The sequence below is a fragment of the Algoriphagus confluentis genome, assembly GCF_036245625.1.
Lineage (GTDB): Bacteria > Bacteroidota > Bacteroidia > Cytophagales > Cyclobacteriaceae > Algoriphagus > Algoriphagus confluentis.
In genome coordinates this window covers 38,197-61,500 of sequence record NZ_BTPD01000006.1, presented here as the reverse complement: position 1 = coordinate 61,500, position 23,304 = coordinate 38,197, and the positions used below count along the sequence as shown (strand labels likewise).

The following is a 23,304-nucleotide window of genomic DNA, read 5'->3' as shown; positions in this document are numbered from 1 at the left end:
ATGTCCAATCAAAAACCAAATCGAAAAAACGCACTCGGAAGAGGTCTTGGAGCCCTTCTGGAAGATAGTCCTGCCAAAAACAAATCGGAGGAAATCCTCCCTGAAGTGGTGAAAACAGGGATTTTTGAAATCCCTCTTTCTGAAATCCAAGTCAATCCATTTCAGCCACGAACTCATTTTGACAAGGATGCCTTGGAAGAATTGGCTGAATCCATTCGCGTACAAGGAATCATTCAACCGATAACTGTCCGGAAATTGGCCCCCAACGAATTTCAGTTGATTTCCGGTGAAAGAAGATTTCAGGCTTCCAAAATTGCCGGTCTCACTCAAATCCCAGCCTACGTCCGCACGGCAAATGACCAGCAGATGCTGGAAATGGCCCTGATTGAAAACATTCAGAGAGAAAACCTCAACGCCATGGAAATCGCTCATTCTTACCAAAGACTTCTAGCCGAGTGTAACCTGAAACAGGAAGAACTGGGTGATCGGGTAGGAAAAAACCGAACTACAGTGAACAACTACCTGCGGCTTCTCAAGCTCCCTCCCACCATTCAGGCCGCTATTCGAGATCAGCAACTCAGCATGGGCCATGCCAGAGCCCTGATTAATGTGGAAAGCGTGGATAAGCAACTTGCCATTTTCAAAAAAGCCGTAGAGGAAGAACTTAGCGTAAGGAAAGTGGAGGCTTTGGTCAAGGCCATCAATAGCAGCGAACATCCTAAATCCGAGAAATCTCCGGCTCTTGACCCTGTTCGCAAGTATGAAATGAACAAAATACAGCAAAGATTGGCCTCCCACTTTGGGACTAAGGTGGCTTTGAAAGCAAATGAGAAAAACAAAGGGGAAATAAAAATCCCCTTCAACTCTGCTACTGACCTCAATAGGATATTAGAAATTCTCGAAATCATCTAAGCTTGGCCTTAATAAAAACCGATAGCGTTTTTTCAACCCAAACCCCGTGGATTCTCATGGGGCTTTTGCTTTTGGGCATTTTCCTGAATGGGTCAGTTTTTGGACAAAACGCGAATCGCTCTGCTACTGCAGAGACTGCTGATTCGGTGAAATCAGAGAAAAAGCCGAACTATGCCTCCCTACCCAAAGATCCAAGAAAGGCTACAATTCTATCGGCCGTTTTGCCCGGTGCTGGTCAAGTATACAACAATAAGGCATGGAAGGTACCGCTGCTTTATGCAGGGTTTATGACCGACATCTATTTCATCGGCTACAACAACAAACGATACCAGACCTTTCGGGAAGCACTTTTTGCCTTTGATGAAGGGGACAACAGTCAGTTTCCCTCCCTCAATAGGGATGGTCTGGTAAGAAATGTGGATTATTGGAGACAAAACAGGGACTTTACCATCCTCCTTTTGGTAGCAATTTATGCCCTCAACATCATCGATGCCAATGTCGATGCCCATCTCTCGGGCTTTGACATCAGCGACGATCTTGCTCTGAAAATCGAACCCAAAGTGGAAACCTTCGCTGCTTCCAATACTCAAATGGGACTTTCACTAAAAATTAAATTTAAATAATGAATATTTTACTTCTCGGCTACGGGAAATTGGGCAAAATTATCGGTGAAATCGCCGAATCCAGAGGTCACCGGATCACAGGCAAAATCAACCTGGAAAACAGACAGGACCTCGATCAAATCAATCCGGAGGACGTGGACGCGATCATTGAGTTCAGCCAGCCAGAATCAGCTTTTGAAAACATTTTCTGGGGACTGAAAAGAGGAATCCCCGTGGTCTCTGGCACAACAGGCTGGCTAGACCAAAGAGCAGAAGTCGAAAAAATGACCATAGAATCTGAAGGAGCCTTTTTCTATGCCTCCAACTTCAGCATCGGAGTAAATATCCTTTTCAAGGTCAATGCTTTTTTGGCAAAGCTCATGAATGAAACTACCGAGTACAACATTGCCATTGAGGAGATTCACCATACGGAAAAGAAAGACGCCCCATCCGGAACTGCCATCACCCTTGCCGAAGGGATCATTGAAAACCTAGACAGCAAGGATTCTTGGAATCTTTCCGGACAGTCGCCCGATTCCGAACAGACTATACCGATCACTTCCAAACGGATTGATCCTGCCCCAGGTACTCACATCATTAAGTATTCGTCTGATATTGATACCATTGAGCTGATTCATACTGCCCACAGCCGCAAGGGATTTGCCCTTGGCGCAGTTTTGGTGGCAGAATGGATCAAAGAGAAAAAAGGAGTATTTTCCATGGATGATTTCCTGTCCTTTTGATTTAAACAAAAAATGAGCAAGACTAAAAATAAAAAATCCCCTGCAAGAGAGTGGTTGGACGCACTGGTTTTTGCAGTGGTCGCCGCCAGTTTGATCCGATGGCTTCTTTTGGAGCCATTTACGATCCCCACTGCTTCCATGGAAAAATCCCTGCTAGTGGGAGATTTCCTCTTTGTGAGCAAAATGCACTATGGAACCCGAATCCCAAAAACTCCCCTTCAGGTCCCTTTGACTCATCAAAAAATTTGGGGTACCGAGATTCCCTCCTATTCTGATGCTATCCAATTGCCTTACTTCCGTCTTCCTGGATTCTCCGATGTGGAAAGAAACGACGTGGTCGTATTTAATTACCCGGTCGAGTTTCAGTTCCCCAATGATCTCAAGACCAACTACATCAAGCGGGCTGTTGCTGTTCCCGGAGACGTATTGGAACTCCGGCAGGGCAATCTTTTTGTCAATGACTCGGAAGCCATGCTGCCAGAAGAAATGCAGTATTCGTATGATCTGATTACCAATCGACCCTTGACGGTGGATTTTTTCAAAGACTATGGTATCAATCCGGAAAGTTTCATGGCCTTCTCCAATGGAGCCGGATATTTGATTTGGTGTACCGATCAAACCGTGGAGCGGTTGAAATCTTCTCCTGTCGTCGTATCCGTCTCCAAACGCATCATGCCTGTCGGTGAAAGAGAAGAAGGAATCTTCCCTGCCAATACAGACTTTGCTTGGAACAGAGACAATTTCGGTCCGCTCCTAGTGCCAGGGGAAGGCGAAACTTTCGAAATGAACCCGGACAATGTAGCCAAGTACTTCATGACCATTGAAAAGTACGAGGGGCATGCATCCGTCGAAGTCAAAAACGGGGAACTTTTCATCGATGGGCAAAAGGTAGATCAATATACTTTCAAGCAAAATTATTACTTCATGATGGGAGACAACCGACACGACTCCCTGGATTCCAGGTATTGGGGCTTTGTGCCGGAAGACCATATTGTTGGCAAGGCTTGGTTCCTTTGGCTATCCTTGGACAAATACGAATCCATGTTTGGAAAAATTCGCTGGAGCAGGTTTTTCAAAGGCATCAATTAAATGGGAAAAATCCCTGTCACCATTGGATGACAGGGATTTTTTTTGACTCCAGGTAGGCATTCGCTTTGGAAAAATGCCCGCATCCCAAAAATCCGCGATGAGCAGAAAGAGGGCTTGGATGAGGTGCAGTCAAAACCAGGTGTTTTCCAGAGTCAATCAATAGGCTTTTCTTCTGCGCATAAGCTCCCCAAAGCATAAACACGACATTTTGCCTCTGCTCATTAATCACTCGGATTACCCCGTCTGTGAAAGTTTCCCATCCCCGATTTTGATGAGACCCGGCTTGATGCGCTCTGACTGTGAGCGTGGCATTGAGTAAAAACACCCCCTGATCGGCCCATCTTGTCAAATCACCGTTAGGCGGAAGATCCCTTCCCAAGTCTTGCTTGATTTCCTTCAGAATATTCAAAAGACTGGGGGGAAATGGCACTCCAGGCTTTACCGAAAAGGAAAGGCCATGGGCTTGCCCAGGTCCGTGGTAAGGATCCTGACCAAGAATCACCACTTTTACCGACTCCAAAGGACAATGCCAAAAGGCATTGAAGATTTCTTTTCCCGGTGGAAAAACCTGCCCCATTCTGTATTCGTCTTTGACAAAAGAAACCAAATCGGAGAAGTAATCCTGATGAAACTCTTTACTTAATGCGATTTTCCAACTATCTTCAATTTTTATTTCCATGAGTAGTTTTTGTGGATTAAATATCTGAATCTTGTATTGAAATTGTCCAAAAATAAGGTAATTCCATGGTCACAGCTGTCACAGAAGGTATTCAGGTAAGTGTAGAAATCACCTACCAGGCCGAATTTTCTAATCCAAAACAGCACCATTATGTTTTCACCTACAGGGTAGAGATCTCCAATAAAAGCCAGCATAGCTATCAGCTTATCTCCAGAAAATGGGAAATTTTTGATGCAGCCGAAAATCCAAAGACTGTAGAAGGCATGGGAGTCGTGGGACAGCAGCCCATTCTTGAACCCGGTGAGACCCACTCTTACGTATCTGGATGCAATCTAAAGTCCGGATTGGGAAAAATGAAAGGGATATATGTAATGGAGAAACTTTTTGATGGAAAAAGAATAGAAGTTTCCATTCCCGAATTTCAGTTGATTGCCAATATTTTTCACAATTGAATTGGATTCCGGCATCTTTTCTTTTCTGGCCTACCTCAGGTATTGGTTAAGAAAAGAGGATCAATACAGTCAGCAATCCCCTTTTCTTTTTAAAATCTATCAGGGATTAGTGGACTACCTGAGCAAAAACCCTCTAGGAACCCCTTCTATAGAGCAGCTAAGAAGCACCTTCTTAACCAACTCCAATCCAATTCAAGTATTGGATTTGGGTGCCGGCTCCAAAAGAGTCTCCTCTCCTTTCCGAGAAATCAGAAAAATAACCAAGTACTCTACCAGCAGTCCCAAATTCTGTCTCACCTATCAGTATTTCTGCGGATTGACGCCTTCCCAAACTGTAATTGAACTGGGGACTTGTATGGGATTGAGTACCCGGTATCTGTCCGATGCCACCCGAGGAAGACTGTTCACCTTTGAAGGAGCACCTGAAATCTTGGAAGCGGCTCAATCTTTGCCTTTTTCCCACCATGTAGAAGCCATTTTGGGGCCGATCGAAGCAAATTTGCCCCTCCTCCTCGATCAATTGGACCAAGTTGACTTCGCCTTGATTGACGCCAATCACACCTATTCCGGGACTACAGCTTTCTTCAATTGGCTTCTGCCTAAATTCCTCCCGAGCAGTATATGCATTATTGGAGATATTCATTGGAGCCCGGAAATGGAAGCGGCTTGGGATGAAATTATAGCCCATCCTCAGGTCAAACTCAGCTTGGATTTTTTTGAATGTGGGGTCCTCTTTTTCGATTATTCAGGAGAAAAAACAAACCGGGTTTTAGCCATTTGATTTTTGGAGATTGATCCACAGTTCCGAGCCTGTCCTTTGGGGAATAGAATTAGTGCAGGGCTCAAACGCTTTGATCAAAAACTTCTTTTGAAAAAGCTTGCGATACTCTTTCTCATCTCCTCCAAAAGGAGGACCGGGAAAAGGAAAATTTCTAGTGAACAGGACTCCGACGAGCTTTCCTCCCGGCACCAGAAGTTCATGCATTTTTTCTGCATAAGCTTCCCTCAATTCAGGATTTAAGGCGCAGAAAAAGGTCTGCTCCAAAATCAGGTCATAGCTTTTTTGATGGTGAAAAAAGTCTTCCTGAAAAACTTGCCCGTGGGGAAAATCAGGATGTTTCATCAAAAAATTCTGGATCGGGACCGGAGAAAAATCCAAAAGGCAAACATTCTTAAACCCCAAATCCCATGCTGTAGCCACTTCATAGGCATTTCCGGCACCTGCAACGAGTATACGGAGGTTTTTATTTTCAATTTGGCAAAGATATTGATTAATAGGAGGTGAGACGGAACCTACGTCCCATCCGGTAGCTCCCTGTCGATACCGATGCGTCCAAAAATTTTCGTCTAAATCCAACATATCGTAAGCCCTTAAAATTAAATTAAAATGGACACCAATTTTCAAAAGGATTCCAAATCAAAAAAAGACCAAAGCAAAAATGTAATCATCATTGTTTTGGTGCTCTTAGTGATTATCAGTGGGATCAAACTCTACACGGACTATGTAGACAGATCCAAGAAAACAGAGGAAATCCTTCTTTTGTCAACTGAAAACAACGAACTCAACCAAAGGTTGGATTCGGTCACTTATCAGCTCAATCTCAGAATTCAGGAAATCGAAAAGCTGGGAGGAGATGTCAAAGCATTGGAAGCAGTCCGGGACCAATTGATAGCTGAACGAAACAGCTCAAGACAAAGAAGCTCTTCAGAGATTGCAGCCCTAAACGGCCGAATCAATAACCTGAACGGACTTATCGCACAAAAAGACCAGGAGATTTTGGAGCTACGGGCAGCCAACCAACAGTTGTTTGCAGAAAATCAGGACCTCAAAACCACACAAGCCGAAATCGAAGAAGAAGTAGCCCAGCTCAATATTCAAAAGCAGGACCTTCAGGCCAAAGTAGATGTAGCTTCTATGCTGAAAGTGGAAAATATTGCCATCTCTGCCATCAATTCCAGAGGAAAAGAACGCGTAGAAACGACCAAGGACTTCAGAAACAGGCAAATCGAGCGAATCAAAGTGAGCTTTAATCTTGCTGACAACAAAGTCGCTGAAAAAGGACCAAGAAATGTCTATATCCAGCTCTTGGACCCCAACGAGCAGGCCATATTTGATGTAGCCAAGGGGTCTGGCACTTTCATGATCAACGGCAAGGAGTTGTTCTACACCCTCCATCAGGATATGATTTTTGACAACACCAATCAGGAACTGGTATTCTACTACGAGAAAGGCTCAGATTACCTAAGTGGAGATCATCAGGTAAGGGTCTTTGTGGACAACTACCTGGCAGGCTCCAAGACTTTCTCTGTGAAATAGGTAATTCAAGAAATAAGGGCTAAAGAAAAGACCTCTCATGAGGTCTTTTTTTGTTTCAGTCCGTCATGTTTTGGATAAATGTTTGGATTAAAGGGGCTTTTGATCTACTTTTGCGTCCTGTTTATTCAAATTCCTAAACACATTAAAAAAAATGTTCCAAAGAAATTACGAGACGGTATTCATTTTAACTCCCGTTTTGTCTGATGTTCAGATGAAGGATACCGTCGACAAGTTTGTGAACTTGTTAAAAGAAGAGGGGGCAGAAGTGATCAATGTGGAGAATTGGGGTCTGAAAAAGATGGCTTACCCTATCGAAAAGAAGACTACCGGTTTTTATGTACTAGTTGAGTTCAAGGCGGATCCAACTGTAATCCGCAAGTTTGAACTGGAGTTCAGACGTGATGAAAAAGTAATGAGATTCCTGACTACGGTGTTGGACAAGCACGCTATCGTGTATTCTGACAGAAGAAGAAAAGGAGAATTTAACAAAAAAGTTGAAGCTAAGGAGGAGCAAGCCTAATGACACTAGTAAACGAACCCATCAACAGAGGCGAGAACAGAAAAAAATACTGTCGCTTCAAGAAGCACGGTATCAAGTATATCGACTACAAGGATCCTAACTTCCTTTTGAAATTTGTAAACGAGCAGGGCAAAATTCTTCCTAGAAGATTGACCGGAAACTCTGCAAAGTATCAGAGAAAAGTAGCTCAGGCTATCAAAAAAGCAAGACACTTGGCTTTGTTGCCATTCGTTACGGATGGTTTGAAATAATTCAGTCTTGTATCGCTCAATCAAAAAAGAACATTACAAATGGATATTATTCTAAAAACCGACATCAAAGGTCTTGGCTATAAAAATGACCTGGTCAGCGTAAAGCCTGGCTACGGAAGAAACTACTTGATTCCTCAGGGCTTTGCCGTATTGGCAACCGATTCCAACAAGAAGATTCTTGCGGAGAACATCAAGCAGGCTGCACACAAGGCTGAAAAAATCAAAACTGAAGCTGAAAATATCGCAGCCAAGTTGGAAAACGTAACCTTGGAAATCAAAGCAAAAATCGGTGACTCCGGAAAAATCTTCGGTAAAGTGACCACGTTGCAGATTTCAGATGCTTTGGCTACGCAAGGATTCGACATCGACCGAAAGAAAATCGCCATCACCGTTCCAGTGGAAGGTGCAGGTGACTTCACAGCAGATGTTGATTTGCACAGAGAAGTAAAGACCAAAGTGAAATTCGTCGTCGTAGCCGAATAATTCACTATAAAAAAGAAAGGCTCTTCCATCAGAAGAGCCTCTTTTTTTGTCTTTAGTGGATTAAGCAAGCGCCTTTTGCAAATCCTCCACTACTTTCTTGGCTACTGCCTTGGTGTTTTTCTCTCTAGCTACAGCGAATGCTGACAATGCTTCCTGGGCTTTTGCGATCACCCCTACCGGATTCTGATCATTTTGAAAGCTCACCCAGCACCAGCTCAATTCAGAGGCCAATTGAGTGTTCTTGATTTTTTCCAGCTTTTCGATAACCGCAGGGATTACCTTTTCCATTTTTTCAGTGTTCATAGCACTATCTTTTTGTTATTTAGTTTTCAAATAATGAAACAAAACAATAGAATTATTTTCATTATATCAATATAACTGACTGAAAATTAACAAAAAAGCAATTTTCAATCGATTTCGAAAGAAATATTTCTTCATTCAGAGATCTTTTTAGCCCACTTTTCTTCCAAAAAGATTAGCTCTTGATAGCAAGTGGATTAGCCAAAAAATAAAAAAATGTTGGCAAAATGGCTTGGAAAAAAAATTGCAGAATTCTACCTTTGTGACACTTTAAAGGAAGCACACGAGTTTCCCTCAAAATTGATCCATGGTGTAACTGGCAACACGTCTGATTTTGGTTCAGAAGAGTCTAGGTTCGAGCCCTAGTGGATCAACAAAACCCTGAATTTCTCAGGGTTTTTTGTTTTTAGCCATTTTCCAATCCAAATCAATAATTTTTCTTTTTCATCGGTCAAGCCCTTCGCCTTGGTATCTTAGCCTATAGCCATTCATGGCAAACCTGCCCAAGTGTTCCGTCATTCGATAGTTGACCACAGCCCCAATCGGTGCCCCGATCAACGGAATCAGCTGAGCCAACTTGGCCAAATCCAGATAATCCCTATAATCCAACTGAAAGGTCTTCCAGTCAAAGTCATCCAGATTACTGGGTAAATCCATCCGAAATGAATCCCAGTTTTCGATCAGACCGATGATATCATTTCTCCGCTGCTGGCTCGAAAAAGCCAACTGGAATAAATAAAGAATGAAAAACCGTTCCTGAAGATCTGAAGTGGACTTTCCGTAGATAGAGGCGATATCAAACATCATTTTCATTTTGATCGTCAAAAATGCAGGAAAGTCAGCCAAGCCAAGCAGTATTCCCCCTGCCCCTGTTACAGCCCCTTCTACTGAAGCGGAGTTGCGATACCATTTGATCCTTTCCCTGATTTTTGCCTCCCGATTCTGAATACTGAGGGCTGCGTCATATTTGGGAACTATCCATCCAGATCCCGTAATCACAGCCTTGACCATATTCTCTATGGCTAGAGTAATGGCCCGATGTACTTTTTCCGGAATAATTTCATTGATTTTCCCCTGTACTGAGTGGGTAAGGCGATTAAAAAGAGCAGGAGGCTTTTTCATTTCATAGAGCCAAAGACCCAATTCCGCTTCCAAATAATGCTGATAATTATCCATATTGATTTAAGCTAGCCGAAATAAACCTAATGTTCCTGAATATGTTGTTTGAGTAAATCTAACCAACCTTATATCATGTATAAATCATTCTTATCTCTTATTCTTCTTCTGGGAGCTTGGCTTTTTCAGCCAAAGCCATCTCCAGAGAACAACAACCCTTTTGAGCACATCACGGTATGCCATTCCTATTCAGATGATATGGCCCAGTTTGTCAATGCGCCGGGGTTTGCTTCTTTTCATCCTTCACCTATTCAGATTGACTTTGATGGACAGGGAGAGATGATCAATTTTCCTACTGCAGATGGCAACACTGCCCAAGGATACCTAATCAAAGCCAACGGAAACTCAGATCAATGGTTATTTGTCTATCAGGAGTGGTGGGGACTCAATGATCAAATCAAGCAGCAGGCAGAGAAGTTTCATGAGGACTTGGATGGAAAGGTGAATGTTATCGCATTGGATATGTATGACGGAAAAGTAACCAGCAATCCCCAGGAAGCAGGCCAGTATATGCAATCTGCCAGGGAGGAAAGATTGGAATTGATCGTTCAGGGAGCTAGAAATCTAGCCGGCACCAAGGCAAAAATCGCCAATGTAGGCTGGTGCTTTGGAGGGGCATGGTCTTTGAAATCTGCCTTGCTCAATGGAGAACAGAATATTGGGTCGGTAATGTATTACGGCATGCCGGTAAGAGATGTAGAAAAACTTAAAACTCTTAATTCCGATGTATTGGGCCTTTTTGCAACTGAACAATACATCTCCCAAGAGATCATTGAAGAATTTGCCGCAAATATGGATAAGGCAGGAAAAAAACTTACCTACAAAATATTCCCCGCAGTACATGGCTTTGCCAATCCAAGCAACCCGAAGTATGATCCAGAAGCAACTAAAGAGGCTTACGCTCTGGCTTTAGGCTATTTGAAAGGCAAGTTTGGAGTATAAAACAAAAAAACTCCGATGGTAAGCCATCGGAGTTTTTATTGAATTTATTCCTTATCGGTAAAGTCCATTAAACAGCATCTTGAATGTTCCATATGACTGACCTCGAAAAGTAATCTCAGGTCCGAAGGCGTAAAACTTCCCTTTCCCGAAGTCTGCCTCAAAGGCAGCCACTCCGTTTTTCAGGTATTCCTGACCCCATGCCCAGCCACTTTTCAAAGGAGGCTCCGTACCAAACCAAGCTAGAGGTTTGATTCCTTTTAAGGCTGCATCTGGAGCAAGTTTAAATACCGGACTGTTGTTGAAAAGCACATTCGCAGTGGTTCCCATTCCAGAGGTGATTGCCTTAGAATTGTCCACCTGGATTTCCAGAATACTTCCAGGGATGTAATACTTCTCCCCGCTCAGGCTCTTTTCTTTTCCTCCATCTACTTCCAATAAGGCATTGGATACCGGCAAATCAAGATGATAGGCCAAAGTTGTTGCAGCACCTACCGTAAGGATTTGGCCTCCTTTTTCGAGAAAATCCTTCAATTGTGGGACAGACTTTTCCAAGGACAGTCTTCCGATCATGGAACGATATTCTTCAGGAATATCCTGAGGATTGGGCTGCCCCCCGGATCCGTAGCGGCCTCCAGAACCCGGAATACCAGGTCCGATGAAGAGGATCACGTCATATTTTTCATTGAGGTTTCCTGCATCGATTTCCTGAGGAAAGACCAAAGAATAATCAAAATTAAATTGCTCCAAAATCCATCTTGTCCAGCCAGAAGGCATAGACCCACCATAGTAGTCATAAAGAGCTATTCTTGAAGGCTTGATTTCTTTTGCTCCCGAAGGTTGAGAAGGGGCCGATTTGACTTTTATTCCCTGTGATTTAACCAAACCCTCAAGAACTTTTCTACCGGCCGAAGGAACATAAAATGAACCTTCAGGAAGTCCGTTGATAGCCGAGGAAGTTCTATATACTTTGACTTTGGCTTTAAGAAGCTCATTTACAGCGATAAACGAATCGTTAGCTCTGGCATCCAAAAGAAATCCGGAACCCGAAGGCAATGTACTCGACTCGGGACTCACTAGCTGACCGTAGGCAATTCTTTCAAAAGGTCCTTCAAATCCTTCCATAATCCGGTCGTACTCGATTCCCATCTGGAAGGCCAAAGTCCATCCTGCCGCGTCATAAGGCCGGATCGGAGGTCCTCCCGGGTAAAGGAAATCATTGGGATGATCCTGCGGCTCAAACATATCCAAAACATGCGGGCGAAAAGCCTGAGCAGTCTTTACAATCAGTGAACCTTTGGGATAGGACTTCCCCTGAACCGTAAAATCCGATTGAGCTTGATGCACCAATACACCGGATTTGATCAGCGCATTGACAAACTTAGTAGCTGAATAGAAATCAGGCTGATCTGAGGGGATGATGTATCCTCTGGGATCTCTTTTTGAAGGATCTTGATATACTGAGTCATAAAATTGGATGGGTAAACCCGATCTGAACCCATAGTAAGCTGCGTCTTCATCCTCTGCCTCTGCCTTTTTTCTCGAAGACTCAAAGGATTCCTGAATAGCTTGAGCGAATTTGGGATAGCGAGTCCAAGTGTCGGTATTCCCTCGATCGATGGAGTTTTTTCCCATCAAATAAAAGTTGAACAAAAGTTCATCCCCATGCCTCACGGCATGATTGAGAATAGCGTAATTCATAGAAACGGAATAATCAATGGATCTTCGGAATGGCCATGGTCCCGGAGTCACTGGGTATGGAGTGCCATTATTGGGAATCAATCTATCCGGAACCAAAGGAATGGAATAGGGAGAAGGATCCCCGACAATTTCCGTGAGTATACCAATCATGTTGTGGTAATAGGGAGTGGTTCTGAGCCCTCCATTCCACCAAGTAGAGAAAACAGAGCCGTCCAATCGGGTATAGCCCGGTTTATCTTCCACATGGAGTCGATTAATCATCGCAGCCCCAACAGCATCCAAACTGGTAATGATCAAAGGATCAAATACGTGATTGAACGGGTCTCTATACGGAGGACCCGCGACCACTGTACCCGCAGGGCCGGATTGATGATGATTGTATACAATCTGTGGGAGCCACTCTACGTATTGTTGAAGGGAAATGTTGGTAGCTTCCTTCATGTTGTTCATGTAAAAATCCCTGTTGTTGTCATGGCCGACATATTTTTGATACAGGACCGGAATGTTTTTATTTCGTTTGGCAGGATCTTCATTCATCATGTACCAGTTGGACATGATTTCCATTCCATCCGGATTGGCATGGACCAGAAGAATTATTACTTCATCGAGAATCCGAAGTGTTTCCTCATCGTTTCTTGATGCCAATTGATACAAGGTTTCGATCAATTGCTGGGCTCCAACTACTTCATTGGCATGAAGTCCACCATCAATCCAGACTATAGGTTTTCCAGCTTTGGACAATTTCTTGGCTTCCTCCAGCGAAATTTCTGCTCTTCCCAACTTTTGGGAAATCTCCTTATATTCTTGAAGCTTGGGCAAATTGGAAGGGGAGGTAATGATCAGCATGGGTTGATCTTTTCCAAACTCGGTTTTCCCGATGCTAGTGTAGGTTACCCGGTCACTCACTTCGGCTACTTTTTTAAAATAAGCCTCTGTCTGACTGAAATTAGCTAATTGGTAGGGCTCACCAATGTCAAATCCCAAGTGGTCTTTGGGAGAAGGGATGTTCTGAGCAAAGGAGTGAACACTCCCCAAGATGAGTAAGAGGATTACAAGTAGTTTTTTCATCATAATGGCAATGGCTAATTTGGAAATAAAAAGGGCTTATCCACTCCTAAAATATCCAATTCAACCCTTTCTTCGCTGTTTTCTATTCAGGAATCCTGAAAAATTACAGGATCGGTGTCCTTGACTTTATTTTTTGACAAGATTGTACTTTTCCCAATCCGTGAATCAACCTTTATTAGGTATTGAAAACCTCCCTAAACAAAAAGTCGTGCCGGGTTAATCCCCAAAAAGGACTTTCACCCAATTAAAGCCGGCAAATTTTGATTTTCTCCTTAGCCTTTTACCCCTTCCTTCAAAAATCATTACTTTTGTCTACCAAAGAACTCCTCCACCAACCCGAATTCCCCTATGTCAGAGGTAAAAATATTTGCCGGATCAAGCAGTGAAAAATTAGCAGAAAAAATTGCCAAGAGTTACGGAAAAAAGCTTGGTGACCTTACTCTCTCTAAGTTCAGTGACGGAGAAATGTCCCCAAGTTTTGATGAATCCATCCGTGGCTGCACCGTCTTCATCATCCAAAGTACCAATGCTCCCAGTGACAACATCCTGGAGCTCTGCCTTCTGATCGATGCCGCAAAAAGGGCAAGTGCATACAAGGTCTGTGCGGTGATCCCCTATTTTGGATATGCTAGGCAGGATAGAAAAGACCGACCACGGGTATCCATCGCTGCTAAATTGATCGCCAACATGATTACCTCGGCAGGTGCAGACCGAATCATGACCTGCGACCTTCATGCAGGACAAATCCAGGGATTTTTTGATATCCCATTGGATCATTTGAATGGATCAGCTATATTTGCGCCCTATTTGAGCACGCTTAGGCTCAAGGATATGATTTTTGCAGCTCCCGATGTGGGAGGTGTTGCAAGGGCCAGATCCTACGCCAAGCACTTTGAAGTAGAAATGGTGGTCTGTGATAAGCACAGAAAAAGAGCCAACGAGATCGCCTCCATGCAGGTAATCGGGGATGTAGAGGGTAAAGATGTGATTCTAGTCGATGATTTGGTTGATACTGCAGGTACTCTCTGCAAAGCTGCCCAAATCATTAAAGAAAAAGGTGCGACTTCTGTAAGGGCAATTGTGACTCACGGTGTCTTGTCAGGAAATGCTTTCGAAAACATCGAAAACTCCGTTTTGGAAGAATTAGTCATCACCGACACCATAGCCCTAAGGCAACCCTCTCCGAAAATCCGCGTCCTCACTGTAGCCGAGCTGTTTGGAAAAGCCATTCATGCCGTCACTGGACATACTTCAATCAGCTCGCTATTTATCTGAGAAACCAATTTTAAATACAAATACATATGAAAACACTAGAGATTATAGGGTTTAAAAGAGCAAATCTCGACAGTGCCTCTTTGAATGAGATCAGAGATACCGGCAGTGTACCCTGCGTGGTTTACGGTCCAGGTATTCCTGAACAAATTCATTTCCATTCCCCTGCCATCCTGTTCAGGGACTTGATCTATACTCCGGACGTTCACTTGGTGGAATTGAACATCGAAGGAACTATCGTGAAGGCGGTTTTGAAAGAAGCTCAATTCCATCCGGTAAGCGAAGTATTGCTTCATGCAGACTTCATGGCTTTCACCAACGACAAGCCGATTAAGTTTGAGATTCCTGTCAAAATCACAGGAAGCTCTCCAGGTATTGCAAAAGGGGGTAAGTTGGAATTCAAAACCAGAAAATTGAAAGTAAAAGGATTGGCTCAAAACCTTCCTGACTTTATCGAAGCTGATATTTCCAACCTCGACTTGGGTAAATCTTTCAAAGTAGGTGAATTGAATCCTGAAGGATATGAAATCCTTACCTCTCCTAATGTATCCATCGTGACCATCGGTATTCCGAGAGCACTTAGAGGAAAAAAGGCTGAGTAATTCAATTACCAACAGTTTATTAAGATCCTGCCCTTTATCGGGCAGGATTTTTTATTTTCACAAGCTTGAACCGGATAGAATATGAAATATTTGATTGTGGGCTTGGGAAACATCGGCCCAGAATACGAACTCACCCGACATAACATCGGCTTCTTGACCTTGGATAGATTGGCGGATAAGGAAGGGGCCGCGTGGAAAAGTGACCGACTGGCCTTCAAAGCCGAGATCAAACACAAAGGAAGAACCCTACATCTCATCAAGCCTACCACATACATGAACCTAAGTGGCAAAGCAGTCAACTATTGGATGAAAGAACTCAATGTGCCCAAGGAAAACATCCTGGTCTTAGTGGATGATGTAGCCATTCCCTTTGGAAAACTTCGCATGAGGGGAAAAGGCAGCTCAGCAGGACACAATGGGCTAAAAAATATTGAAGCGCTTTTGGGTGGACAGGATTATCCCCGATTACGGATGGGGATTGGCGACGACTTCCCAAAAGGAAGGCAAGTAGAATATGTTTTGGGAAGATTTACGCCCCGAGAGTTTGAGGAGCTACCTGAGATGATGGATCGGGCGATATCCATGATTCAAGGGTTTTGCACCGTCGGCATCGCCCAAACTATGACCCAATTCAACGACTGATTGCAAGGGAGATTTGGAAATACCCAATTCTCCCTTTTTCTTTGCATCACTTCAGGTGACTGATTTATAAAGAAGAGGCGAGAGACTAGGCTCGATGACCCTCTGGCAACCATCTTCAGCCAAGGAGAAAGGTGCCAAGTCCTACCCTCAGCGGGAACTATAAATTGGCGGATTAATCTACCCCTCTTTCTGGTTCAGGTTCTGCTTAGGGAAATTCTTTTTTCACCCCTGAAGCCCATACTTATCCATACCTAAAGCCATGAGCCATTTTGAAACAGATTCTATTCGAATCCAAAGCCGAACCAACGAAAAGGAACACTCCTCGCCCATCTTTCTTACCTCCAGCTTCACCTTTGACTCAGCTGAGGAGGCTCGGGCCATGTTTGCCGACGAGATTCAGGGGAATATTTATTCGCGCTATGCCAATCCCAACTCCGCAGATCTGATCCAAAAGGTCTGTGCGGCAGAAGGAACGGATGATGGAATCGCCACAGCCTCTGGTATGGCGGCCATGTTCGGGAGCATTGCTTCTCTTTTGCAGCAGGGTGACCATGTTTTGGCTTCACGCTCCCTTTTCGGATCCACCCATCAGCTATTAACCCGGGTTTTCCCCAAATGGGGAATCACCTCCACCTATGGAGATATTTCAGATTGCCAAAATTGGGAAAAACTGGTCCAGCCCAACACCAAAATGCTCTTTATCGAAACTCCGTCCAATCCAGGCTTGGAAATCATCGACTTAGAATGGGCGGGGAAATTTGCTCAGGCCCATGGGTTGATTTTGGTAGTGGACAACTGCTTTGCTACTCCATATCTTCAGCAGCCGGCCAAATGGGGAGCACATATCGTCACCCACAGTGCGACCAAATACATCGACGGACAGGGAAGGGTATTGGGAGGTTTGATTCTGGGGAAAAAGGACCTCATGAAAGAGGTCCAGTTTTTCACCCGGCATACCGGACCATCCATATCCCCTTTCAATGCCTGGATTTTGGCTAAAAGCATGGAGACACTCGCAGTAAGAATGGACCGCCATTGTGCCAACGCCCTTCGAATCGCAGAATATTTTGAAGGAAATAGCCACTTGGAAGCAGTCAAATACCCCTTCCTCCCCTCCCATCCTCAACACGACCTGGCAATCAAACAAATGAAAGCGGGAGGCGGAATCATCACCCTCTCCCTCAAAGGAGGAGTGGCCAGAGCACAGCGATTTATTGACCAGCTGAAAATGATCTCGGTGACAGCCAACCTTGGGGACAGCCGAAGCATCATCACCCATCCCGCTTCTACTACCCACAGCAAGCTTTCTGCAGAGGAACGCGCCAAAGTGGGAATTTCAGATGGATTGATCCGCCTTTCGGTTGGCTTGGAGCATTCAGATGATATCATTCAGGATGTAGAACAAGCCCTGGAAAAGTCAAAATAAGAGTAGACTCAGTTCATCAGCCGACTGGATATTTTTTCAGTCGGCTTTCTATTTTCAACTTTTCCACTGGAGGGGCTGGTTTTCCCTGATTTTTCTTTAATTTTTTGCTTTCACTTTTTCCTCCTTTGGAAAAACCCATACTCCAACCTTTGAACCCAAGATGCTCACACTCCTGATTATTCTGGTCGCATTGACCCTGATTCTAGTTGCCATCATCAAGTTTGATATTCACCCTTTTTTGGCACTGTTTGTAGGAGCCATCATTTATGGATTGATGATGGGCATGGAGCCGGAGTTGATCATCAAGTCGATCTCTGAAGGATTTGGAGGAGTTTTGGGTAGCGTAGGGTTGCTGATTTTGCTAGGGGTTATTTTGGGTACTTTTTTGGAAAAAACCGGAGGAGCCATGGTGATTGCAGAAAAAGTACTCCGCTGGGTGGGTGAAAAATCCGTGAACCTTTCCCTAATGCTCAGCAGTTGGATTCTTTCCATTCCGGTATTTGGAGACAGTACCATCATCATGATGAATCCCATTGCTAAATCCCTTTCCGCAAAAAGCACCCTTTCCTATGCAGCGACAATTGTAGCGGTATCCCTTGGTGCTATGGCCAGTCACTCATTGGTTCCGCCCACGCCAGGTCCTATTGCCACTGCAGGGATTTTGGGAGCGGATTTGGGACAGGTCATTTTCTATGGAGGTTTGGTTTCTCTAATCACTTTGATTCCACTCTTGTTCTTTGTCCAAAAATGGGTTTCAAAAATCCCGCTGAGACCGGTCATCGCTGCCAATGAAAAGACCATAGCCAAATCTGACCGCCCCAGCTTCTTTTCCTCTCTTCTACCGGTACTGATTCCTCTTACCTTGATTATTCTTGCTTCTATCGCCAATTATCCTTCCAAACCTCTTGGTGAAGGGACATTGATCAAAGCCATCCTGTTTCTGGGAACACCAGTAATAGCCCTGCTGATTGGAGCCATCCTTTCCTTTACCCTACCCAAAAAATTTGACAGAAAGCTACTCTCAGCCTCCGGATGGGTAGGAGAGGCTATTTTACTCTCAGCACCAGTGATCTTGATTACCGGTGCAGGGGCTGTATTCGGGAAAATGCTTCAGAACTCCGGAGTGGGTGATTTGGTCACCTCCACGATGAGTGATGCCAACTGGGGGATTTTTCTTCCTTTTCTGATTGCCTTTGGACTCAAAACGGCCCAAGGTTCCACCACTGTTGCCATGATTACAACGGCCTCCATCATAGCCCCGATTCTGGGACCTTTAGGTCTGGATAGTGAAATCATGAAGGTTTTCACCTGCGTAGCGATCGGTGCAGGAGCTTTGGGAATTTCCCATGCCAATGACAGCGGATTTTGGGTAGTCACTCAACTTTCTGGCATGACCACTAAGCAAGGCAACCTTTCCCATAGCTTAGGAACCCTAATCGCAGGTAGTACCGCAATCACCATCGTCTATATCCTCACCCTATTTATCAAGTAGAAAAACAACACTTACCTTGCAGTCCAGCCACCGTCCACAGTCACCATGGACCCCACCATGTAGGTGGCGGCATCGGAAGCCAAAAATATCGCTGCCCCTTGGATCTCCTGAAGCCTTCCCCAGCGTCCTAAAGCCGTAGCGCCTACGACAAACTTTTTCCCTTCCTCGGTATCGGCAATAGGCAGGTTCATTTCCGTGAGGAATGGCCCGGGACAAATGGCATTGACGGTAATATTCCACGGGGCCAGTTCCAAGCCTAAGCCACGTGTCATCTGAACCACCGCACCTTTGCTCGCCGTATAGGGGGTTCTATTTGCCAAGCCAACCAAGCCCAAGGTACTGGCTAGGTTGATAATGGATCCTTTTCCCTGCTTTTTCATTTGGGGAATTACCGCCTTGCAAGCCAACCAAGTCCCGGTGACATTGACCTTCATTACCTGATCAAAATCCTCCTGACTCAGCTCGTCTATGGCTCCCCGGATATTGATGCCTGCTGAATTGATGAGCACATCGATTTTTCCAAAAGATTCCATGGCAAAAGCTGCCATAGCCTCCATTGCCTTTTGGTCGGTGACATCCGCGGCAAAGGTCAGGGCTTTTACTCCATACTTTTCAGCAATCTCTGCGGCTGCCTCTTTGCCTTCCTCGGCCTTTCTACTGACTAGAAGCACATCAGCACCGGCAGAGGCCAATCCAGCTGCCATGGCCAGTCCAAGGCCCTTAGTGCCTCCTGTAAGAATGGCTGACTTGCCTTGAAGAGAAAAAAGCGAAAGACCAGGAAGTTGGGAGAAATCTAGAGTTGCCATGATGGTGGATTTATAGAATGAATAAGTTTCTGTTTTTTTAATTGCTCAATCGTTGTTTGAAGAGAAAAGGAGATCACGAAAGCTCTTTTCCGGCATAATTCAAGCAGGAAACCACATGCTTCTCTTCGAGTGCAAGTCTTTCTTCACCAGAAAGTCCACTGACTCCCGGCAAAGTCCCCTTAAAGGACCGATTTCTGACCATGCTGAGAATTTTGGCAAGTTGTTTGGCTTTTTCATCCGGAAAAGTGATCCAAAACCCCTCTTCCAGACAGGGAATTTCCAAAGGATCCCGAGTGATCATTTCCAAGCTGAAAGTGACTTGAGGATTGTATCTTTTACAAAGATCAACTCCTTCCTTAAGGTCAATTATTCCTTTGCCCAACTCCACTTCCGAGAGCAGAAAACCTTTTTCATAGCTTTTTACTCCCATATCCTTGACATGAGTTGAAAAAGCAAAGGGTGCCAATGTTCGAATCACCTCCATGGGATCTTCAACCAAAGAAATGTTGTTTCCAAAATCAAGGGTAACTCCCACCCACTCACTTGCTGTCTGTTGAATCAGCTGAGCCAACTCGGCAGCCTGCCAGTCTTTGTGATTTTCTATGGCCAATTTGACTTGGTGCTTTTTCACCACCGGTTCAGCCAACTGAATCGACTGGACAGATCTTTCTTTGAAGGCCTCCCATTCTTCTTCTGACTTGAAGTTTTCGTACCTCCTACCGCTTAGACAGACCGTTCTCAATACCTGAGCACCGGCTTCTTTGGCTAAGACTACTTCCTTTTCAAATCGAATCAAGTCTGCTTCATCTTTAGGCAGGCTGATGCTCCCTTCCAAATACATCCCCAACTTTTCTCTTTCTTCTCTTACTTTCTTGGCAAAATCTTCCGCCCATCCCCCTACCGTAGTTTGAATGCCGGCTGCACCCAAAGAATGACAATGCCTCATCAAATCCAAAGCATCCTTAAATCCCGGATATCGTTCACTGGGGATTTTTCCTCCATACCTCATTCCATAGGAATGAACCACCACACCCATGGATACACCTTTCAGACTTACCGGCATAGCGGGAAATGGCCAAACCAATAAAGCACTTGCCATTGCAGACTTCTGTAGAAATTCTCTCCGGCTAGGGGTTAAATGAAAGGTGTTGGGAGTTTTCTTCATGGAAAATAGCTAAGGTTTAGATGCAGAAGTCAGCTTTTCCATATGGGCATTGAGTTCAGATGCTGACCAAGGATAAACTCTCCCCTGATTCAAAACTCGGGTAGTGCCTACGGTCCTGCCAGTCACTGCTGGGGCTTGATTTCCCCATTCATTTCGAATATACGTAAGAATTGCCGCTATGCTTCGATCATCCATGGTAGAATGTGAAGGCATCACCGGCAAGATCTCCGGAGCATCGTATTTTTTGCCAGCTACTTCTATCGGACCTTCGATACCATGAAGCATAATTAAGCTAAGTCGTACTTCATCCCCCAAAACCCACTCAGAACCGGCCAAGGGCGGTCCCATTCGGGAAGCTCCACGCCCGTTGTTGCCATGACAACCCGAGCAAGTTGCCAAGTATTTTTGACGGCCTTCGGCAAACAGCTTCATGCCCGCCTCATCCAGAGTAGTTTGAGAAGCCAGTCTTTCAGAAGGTTTATATCCCGGCCAGCTAAACACCCCATTGAGCATTGATTTTCTCATTTCATCCAAAGGCAAATCTTCTCGGGATAAGAGAGCAGGTTTTCCAGAAAGCTTGATTTGTCCAAGGGTCTCTATCTGACTGGCTTTGATTGCCAAGCCATTTAGAATAATCTCTCCATTCTTATCGATTTGAGGCTGATTGATTTCGGCAAAAAGCATTTCTATTTCCTTGGAATCCCCTTTTTCAAGAATAGCCGAAGCCAGCAACTCCATGAATATATCGCGATCCGCATTGTCTTTTTCTCCTTTCAAAAAGGATTGCAAGAAAGTCCATTCCATTCCTCCCAGACTACTCATGGAAGCATCGCGTATCAGCGGCAAATTTCCATAAGCTTCCAAAACAGACTGAATTACCTCCATACGGCTTTCTGGGGAAATTACATAGGCGCTGAGGGCAAGCTGCAAAGCCAGTTCTTCGGAAGCATTTTGGGAAAGTCGGACCATCTCCTTTTCCAATTGCTCCATCACAGCTTCATCGCTTTGGGCCACTACTTCCAGTTGTCTTAAGGCAGAATTTTTGACCCAAGGTTCGCTTTCTCTTAAAACCTGAAAAAGCAATTCTGGCTTTAAAGAGTCCAAGCCCTCCAAGGTCCAAAGTGCATGGAAACTACCCAGGGCTGACTTATTGCTTTTGACCAGATCCTCCAACAACGTAAGTGACTGGGAGTCTGCTCGCTCTATCAAAAGCCGTTGGGCCATATCCCGATACCAGCCATCCGAATGAGCCAGCATTTCAACCAATTCGGAAGTGGAGGCCTCTGATAATTGGCTTGAAGGCTTGGCTTTGTATCCTTTAGGTACCACTCTCCAGATCCTGCCCATATGCCCGGGAGACTCCAGGCCTCTCTCGACCGTCTTTTCCCTCAGATAATCCGTCATATAGGCAGTATGCTGCACTATGCCCTGATACATATCCACGATATACAGCGCACCATCAGGTCCTATCGTACCATGTACCGGACGAAATCGCTCATCTGTTGAGGCCATAAATTCCCGACCCGGATTGGGATCATGGGCTTCCAGCAAAATCCCATTTTCCTTGACTACGTTGCGCTTGACCAAATTGCCGGCATTCTCCATCACGAATACATTTCCAAAGAAAGATTCTGGAAAAAGATGGCTTCTATAAACAGTCGGAGAACAAGCAGAGGTAAATTCCTGCAATCGATTGGCAGAATCCAAAGTACCCGGAATATAACCCCGGTTTACCGCCAAATTAGACCGAATCGGAAAAACCCTGCGATCTATCGTCAATCCATGATCAATCCCCGAGGTGGGCTTGTGATTCTTGTTTCTGGAAAGGTAATTGGGAGGGACCAAATCTCCGTGTAGCTGAGACCAATTGTAATTGTAAATCAGACGCCCTTTGTCATCCTGAGCGATTCCCCATTGTCCCCTAAACTCAGTGGAATCTCTTACCCACTTGCCGGATATATTTCTGTATCTCAATCGGGACTTGGCACTGTAATACCAATTGTCCACATTTCTTACAAATCCATTATCGGTGTGTTCGGGGAGCCCATTGGCGGAGTAGGTGGAATCTACTAAGGTCTTGACATCCGCTTTTCCGTCTCCGCTGGTATCCTCGGTCCACCATAAGGCATTGTTTTCGGCAATCAAGGCCCCATTTTTATACAAGCCCAAGGATCTGGGCATGACCAAAGAATCCAAATAAACCATCCGCTTGTCCATGAATCCGTCCCCATCGGTATCCTCCAAAACAGCAACAGATCCCACGGGCAGCTTCTCTTCGGAGCCTTCCATATCATTCATGTACCCGCGCATTTCCAACACCCAAAGCCGCCCATCCTGATCAAACTGAATGTGCACTGGAGCCTCCACCATAGGCTCGGAAGCGACCAACTGGACCTCAAAGCCGGGTTCAATTTGGAAGGTTTTTAATTCTTCCTCGGGTGATCTGGGAGGACTATCGGGAGTTTCAGGGGAGGGTCCCTGATTTTGGCAGGAAAAGAAAAAACTCAATCCAACAGCACATATCAACAGCGCAATTCTATGCATATTCTACAGGTTTTTTTGGGATTTGCAGGACAAAACTCACCTTACTGCTGATTAAACAGGCGATTTCCAATTTGGTTTTATTTCCCAAAAATTACAAGATTAAACCGGGAAAGGGTACTTTTT

At 44.7% G+C, this 23,304-nt stretch carries 24 protein-coding genes, 1 tRNA gene and 1 riboswitch; of the genes, 17 read left to right on the top strand and 8 right to left on the bottom strand.

Annotation, left to right across the window (positions count from 1 at the left end; genetic code table 11):
- Genes AAA943_RS10190 through lepB form a run of 4 tightly spaced genes read left to right on the top strand, consistent with a single transcriptional unit; the run spans position 1 to position 3,346 of the window.
- Entirely contained in the window at positions 1–912 is a 912-nt protein-coding gene (locus AAA943_RS10190; protein ID WP_338224135.1) for a ParB/RepB/Spo0J family partition protein, read from the top strand.
- A 56-nt stretch (positions 913–968) separates the two neighbouring features.
- Positions 969–1,535 carry a DUF5683 domain-containing protein gene (locus tag AAA943_RS10185; RefSeq protein WP_338224134.1) on the top strand — a complete coding sequence of 189 codons (567 nt, stop codon included), beginning with the start codon at positions 969–971 and terminating at the stop codon, positions 1,533–1,535.
- Positions 1,535–2,257, top strand: a complete 723-nt coding sequence (gene dapB / locus AAA943_RS10180; RefSeq protein ID WP_338224133.1) for a 4-hydroxy-tetrahydrodipicolinate reductase — start codon at positions 1,535–1,537, stop codon at positions 2,255–2,257. The genes AAA943_RS10185 and dapB overlap by 1 nt, the downstream gene beginning before the upstream one ends.
- 12 nt (positions 2,258–2,269) lie before the next feature.
- Positions 2,270–3,346 (top strand): signal peptidase I, encoded by a 1,077-nt coding sequence (gene lepB, locus AAA943_RS10175; RefSeq protein WP_338224132.1) that lies wholly within the window; start codon positions 2,270–2,272, stop codon positions 3,344–3,346.
- 16 nt (positions 3,347–3,362) lie between these two features.
- Here the strand turns inward: lepB and ung are convergent, their stop codons facing one another.
- Positions 3,363–4,025 carry a uracil-DNA glycosylase gene (gene ung, locus AAA943_RS10170; RefSeq protein ID WP_338224131.1) on the bottom strand — a complete coding sequence of 221 codons (663 nt, stop codon included), beginning with the start codon at positions 4,023–4,025 and terminating at the stop codon, positions 3,363–3,365.
- 65 nt (positions 4,026–4,090) lie between these two features.
- Here ung and apaG point away from each other — a divergent pair, with 65 nt between their 5' ends.
- Positions 4,091–4,477 carry a Co2+/Mg2+ efflux protein ApaG gene (gene apaG / locus AAA943_RS10165; RefSeq protein WP_338224130.1) on the top strand — a complete coding sequence of 129 codons (387 nt, stop codon included), beginning with the start codon at positions 4,091–4,093 and terminating at the stop codon, positions 4,475–4,477.
- A complete protein-coding gene (locus AAA943_RS10160; RefSeq protein WP_338224129.1) occupies positions 4,455–5,258 on the top strand; it encodes a class I SAM-dependent methyltransferase in 804 nt (267 codons plus the stop codon). Before apaG ends, AAA943_RS10160 begins: the two co-directional genes overlap by 23 nt.
- Here the strand turns inward: AAA943_RS10160 and AAA943_RS10155 are convergent.
- Positions 5,247–5,837, bottom strand: a complete 591-nt coding sequence (locus AAA943_RS10155; RefSeq protein WP_338224128.1) for a methyltransferase domain-containing protein — start codon at positions 5,835–5,837, stop codon at positions 5,247–5,249. The genes AAA943_RS10160 and AAA943_RS10155 overlap by 12 nt on opposite strands.
- Before the next feature lie 27 nt (positions 5,838–5,864).
- Here AAA943_RS10155 and AAA943_RS10150 point away from each other — a divergent pair, with 27 nt between their 5' ends.
- From AAA943_RS10150 to rplI, 4 genes are all read left to right on the top strand, one after another.
- A complete protein-coding gene (locus AAA943_RS10150) occupies positions 5,865–6,794 on the top strand; it encodes a hypothetical protein (protein ID WP_338224127.1) in 930 nt (309 codons plus the stop codon).
- Positions 6,795–6,945: 151 nt separating this feature from the next.
- Complete coding sequence (rpsF, locus tag AAA943_RS10145; protein ID WP_338224126.1) at positions 6,946–7,314, top strand: 30S ribosomal protein S6; 369 nt, start codon at positions 6,946–6,948, stop codon at positions 7,312–7,314.
- Positions 7,314–7,565: a 30S ribosomal protein S18 gene (rpsR, locus tag AAA943_RS10140; RefSeq protein ID WP_338221586.1), complete on the top strand. Its 252-nt coding sequence runs from the start codon at positions 7,314–7,316 to the stop codon at positions 7,563–7,565. The genes rpsF and rpsR overlap by 1 nt, the downstream gene beginning before the upstream one ends.
- A 39-nt stretch (positions 7,566–7,604) precedes the next feature.
- Positions 7,605–8,048, top strand: a complete 444-nt coding sequence (gene rplI, locus AAA943_RS10135) for a 50S ribosomal protein L9 (RefSeq protein WP_338224125.1) — start codon at positions 7,605–7,607, stop codon at positions 8,046–8,048.
- 60 nt (positions 8,049–8,108) lie between these two features.
- On the opposite strand, the gene AAA943_RS10130 is transcribed toward rplI, so the two are convergent.
- Positions 8,109–8,351 carry a hypothetical protein gene (locus tag AAA943_RS10130; RefSeq protein ID WP_338224124.1) on the bottom strand — a complete coding sequence of 81 codons (243 nt, stop codon included), beginning with the start codon at positions 8,349–8,351 and terminating at the stop codon, positions 8,109–8,111.
- 298 nt (positions 8,352–8,649) lie between these two features.
- On the opposite strand from AAA943_RS10130, the gene AAA943_RS10125 reads away from it, so the two are divergent.
- Positions 8,650–8,722: transfer RNA gene (locus tag AAA943_RS10125), tRNA-Gln, on the top strand.
- A gap of 70 nt (positions 8,723–8,792) precedes the next feature.
- Here the strand turns inward: AAA943_RS10125 and AAA943_RS10120 are convergent.
- A complete protein-coding gene (locus AAA943_RS10120) occupies positions 8,793–9,524 on the bottom strand; it encodes an EcsC family protein (RefSeq protein WP_338224123.1) in 732 nt (243 codons plus the stop codon).
- A 75-nt stretch (positions 9,525–9,599) separates the two neighbouring features.
- Here AAA943_RS10120 and AAA943_RS10115 point away from each other — a divergent pair, with 75 nt between their 5' ends.
- The gene (locus AAA943_RS10115; RefSeq protein ID WP_338224122.1) at positions 9,600–10,466 is read left to right on the top strand and encodes a dienelactone hydrolase family protein; all 867 of its coding nucleotides are present in this window, start codon (positions 9,600–9,602) and stop codon (positions 10,464–10,466) included.
- Between the two features lie 51 nt (positions 10,467–10,517).
- Here the strand turns inward: AAA943_RS10115 and AAA943_RS10110 are convergent, their stop codons facing one another.
- Entirely contained in the window at positions 10,518–13,235 is a 2,718-nt protein-coding gene (locus AAA943_RS10110; RefSeq protein WP_338224121.1) for a M14 family metallopeptidase, read from the bottom strand.
- Between the two features lie 345 nt (positions 13,236–13,580).
- Here AAA943_RS10110 and AAA943_RS10105 point away from each other — a divergent pair, with 345 nt between their 5' ends.
- The 5 genes from AAA943_RS10105 (at position 13,581) to AAA943_RS10085 (ending at position 18,666) form a co-directional block, all read left to right on the top strand.
- Positions 13,581–14,507, top strand: coding sequence for a ribose-phosphate pyrophosphokinase (locus tag AAA943_RS10105; protein ID WP_338224120.1), 927 nt, complete (start codon positions 13,581–13,583; stop codon positions 14,505–14,507).
- Between the two features lie 26 nt (positions 14,508–14,533).
- Positions 14,534–15,106, top strand: a complete 573-nt coding sequence (locus AAA943_RS10100) for a 50S ribosomal protein L25/general stress protein Ctc (protein ID WP_338224119.1) — start codon at positions 14,534–14,536, stop codon at positions 15,104–15,106.
- Between the two features lie 81 nt (positions 15,107–15,187).
- Positions 15,188–15,748, top strand: a complete 561-nt coding sequence (pth, locus tag AAA943_RS10095) for an aminoacyl-tRNA hydrolase (RefSeq protein WP_338224117.1) — start codon at positions 15,188–15,190, stop codon at positions 15,746–15,748.
- Positions 15,749–15,809: 61 nt separating this feature from the next.
- Positions 15,810–15,914: riboswitch (SAM riboswitch) on the top strand.
- A 93-nt stretch (positions 15,915–16,007) separates the two neighbouring features.
- Positions 16,008–17,174: a trans-sulfuration enzyme family protein gene (locus tag AAA943_RS10090; protein ID WP_338224115.1), complete on the top strand. Its 1,167-nt coding sequence runs from the start codon at positions 16,008–16,010 to the stop codon at positions 17,172–17,174.
- 160 nt (positions 17,175–17,334) lie between these two features.
- Positions 17,335–18,666 carry a GntP family permease gene (locus tag AAA943_RS10085; RefSeq protein ID WP_338224113.1) on the top strand — a complete coding sequence of 444 codons (1,332 nt, stop codon included), beginning with the start codon at positions 17,335–17,337 and terminating at the stop codon, positions 18,664–18,666.
- Positions 18,667–18,677: 11 nt separating this feature from the next.
- Here AAA943_RS10085 and AAA943_RS10080 read toward each other — a convergent pair whose 3' ends face one another.
- From AAA943_RS10080 to AAA943_RS10070, 3 genes are all read right to left on the bottom strand, one after another.
- Positions 18,678–19,472, bottom strand: coding sequence for an SDR family NAD(P)-dependent oxidoreductase (locus AAA943_RS10080; RefSeq protein ID WP_338224112.1), 795 nt, complete (start codon positions 19,470–19,472; stop codon positions 18,678–18,680).
- Between the two features lie 73 nt (positions 19,473–19,545).
- Entirely contained in the window at positions 19,546–20,637 is a 1,092-nt protein-coding gene (locus AAA943_RS10075) for a sugar phosphate isomerase/epimerase family protein (protein ID WP_338224111.1), read from the bottom strand.
- A 9-nt stretch (positions 20,638–20,646) separates the two neighbouring features.
- Positions 20,647–23,181, bottom strand: coding sequence for a DUF7133 domain-containing protein (locus tag AAA943_RS10070; RefSeq protein WP_338224110.1), 2,535 nt, complete (start codon positions 23,179–23,181; stop codon positions 20,647–20,649).
- Between the last annotated feature and the right edge of the window lie 123 nt (positions 23,182–23,304).

What these genes read in the sequence shown, in the direction of transcription:
- AAA943_RS10155 (WP_338224128.1), bottom strand. Translation starts at nt 5,837, where the DNA reads ATGTTGGATTTAGACGAAAATTTTTGGACGCATCGGTATCGACAGGGA.
- dapB (WP_338224133.1), top strand. Translation starts at nt 1,535, where the DNA reads ATGAATATTTTACTTCTCGGCTACGGGAAATTGGGCAAAATTATCGGT.
- AAA943_RS10130 (WP_338224124.1), bottom strand. Translation starts at nt 8,351, where the DNA reads ATGAACACTGAAAAAATGGAAAAGGTAATCCCTGCGGTTATCGAAAAG.
- rpsF (WP_338224126.1), top strand. Translation starts at nt 6,946, where the DNA reads ATGTTCCAAAGAAATTACGAGACGGTATTCATTTTAACTCCCGTTTTG.
- AAA943_RS10120 (WP_338224123.1), bottom strand. Translation starts at nt 9,524, where the DNA reads ATGGATAATTATCAGCATTATTTGGAAGCGGAATTGGGTCTTTGGCTC.
- ung (WP_338224131.1), bottom strand. Translation starts at nt 4,025, where the DNA reads ATGGAAATAAAAATTGAAGATAGTTGGAAAATCGCATTAAGTAAAGAG.
- AAA943_RS10150 (WP_338224127.1), top strand. Translation starts at nt 5,865, where the DNA reads ATGGACACCAATTTTCAAAAGGATTCCAAATCAAAAAAAGACCAAAGC.
- lepB (WP_338224132.1), top strand. Translation starts at nt 2,270, where the DNA reads ATGAGCAAGACTAAAAATAAAAAATCCCCTGCAAGAGAGTGGTTGGAC.
- AAA943_RS10115 (WP_338224122.1), top strand. Translation starts at nt 9,600, where the DNA reads ATGTATAAATCATTCTTATCTCTTATTCTTCTTCTGGGAGCTTGGCTT.
- AAA943_RS10075 (WP_338224111.1), bottom strand. Translation starts at nt 20,637, where the DNA reads ATGAAGAAAACTCCCAACACCTTTCATTTAACCCCTAGCCGGAGAGAA.
- AAA943_RS10090 (WP_338224115.1), top strand. Translation starts at nt 16,008, where the DNA reads ATGAGCCATTTTGAAACAGATTCTATTCGAATCCAAAGCCGAACCAAC.
- AAA943_RS10110 (WP_338224121.1), bottom strand. Translation starts at nt 13,235, where the DNA reads ATGATGAAAAAACTACTTGTAATCCTCTTACTCATCTTGGGGAGTGTT.
- AAA943_RS10190 (WP_338224135.1), top strand. Translation starts at nt 1, where the DNA reads ATGTCCAATCAAAAACCAAATCGAAAAAACGCACTCGGAAGAGGTCTT.
- apaG (WP_338224130.1), top strand. Translation starts at nt 4,091, where the DNA reads ATGGTCACAGCTGTCACAGAAGGTATTCAGGTAAGTGTAGAAATCACC.
- rplI (WP_338224125.1), top strand. Translation starts at nt 7,605, where the DNA reads ATGGATATTATTCTAAAAACCGACATCAAAGGTCTTGGCTATAAAAAT.
- AAA943_RS10085 (WP_338224113.1), top strand. Translation starts at nt 17,335, where the DNA reads ATGCTCACACTCCTGATTATTCTGGTCGCATTGACCCTGATTCTAGTT.
- AAA943_RS10080 (WP_338224112.1), bottom strand. Translation starts at nt 19,472, where the DNA reads ATGGCAACTCTAGATTTCTCCCAACTTCCTGGTCTTTCGCTTTTTTCT.
- AAA943_RS10185 (WP_338224134.1), top strand. Translation starts at nt 969, where the DNA reads ATGGGGCTTTTGCTTTTGGGCATTTTCCTGAATGGGTCAGTTTTTGGA.
- pth (WP_338224117.1), top strand. Translation starts at nt 15,188, where the DNA reads ATGAAATATTTGATTGTGGGCTTGGGAAACATCGGCCCAGAATACGAA.
- AAA943_RS10105 (WP_338224120.1), top strand. Translation starts at nt 13,581, where the DNA reads ATGTCAGAGGTAAAAATATTTGCCGGATCAAGCAGTGAAAAATTAGCA.
- AAA943_RS10070 (WP_338224110.1), bottom strand. Translation starts at nt 23,181, where the DNA reads ATGCATAGAATTGCGCTGTTGATATGTGCTGTTGGATTGAGTTTTTTC.
- AAA943_RS10100 (WP_338224119.1), top strand. Translation starts at nt 14,534, where the DNA reads ATGAAAACACTAGAGATTATAGGGTTTAAAAGAGCAAATCTCGACAGT.
- rpsR (WP_338221586.1), top strand. Translation starts at nt 7,314, where the DNA reads ATGACACTAGTAAACGAACCCATCAACAGAGGCGAGAACAGAAAAAAA.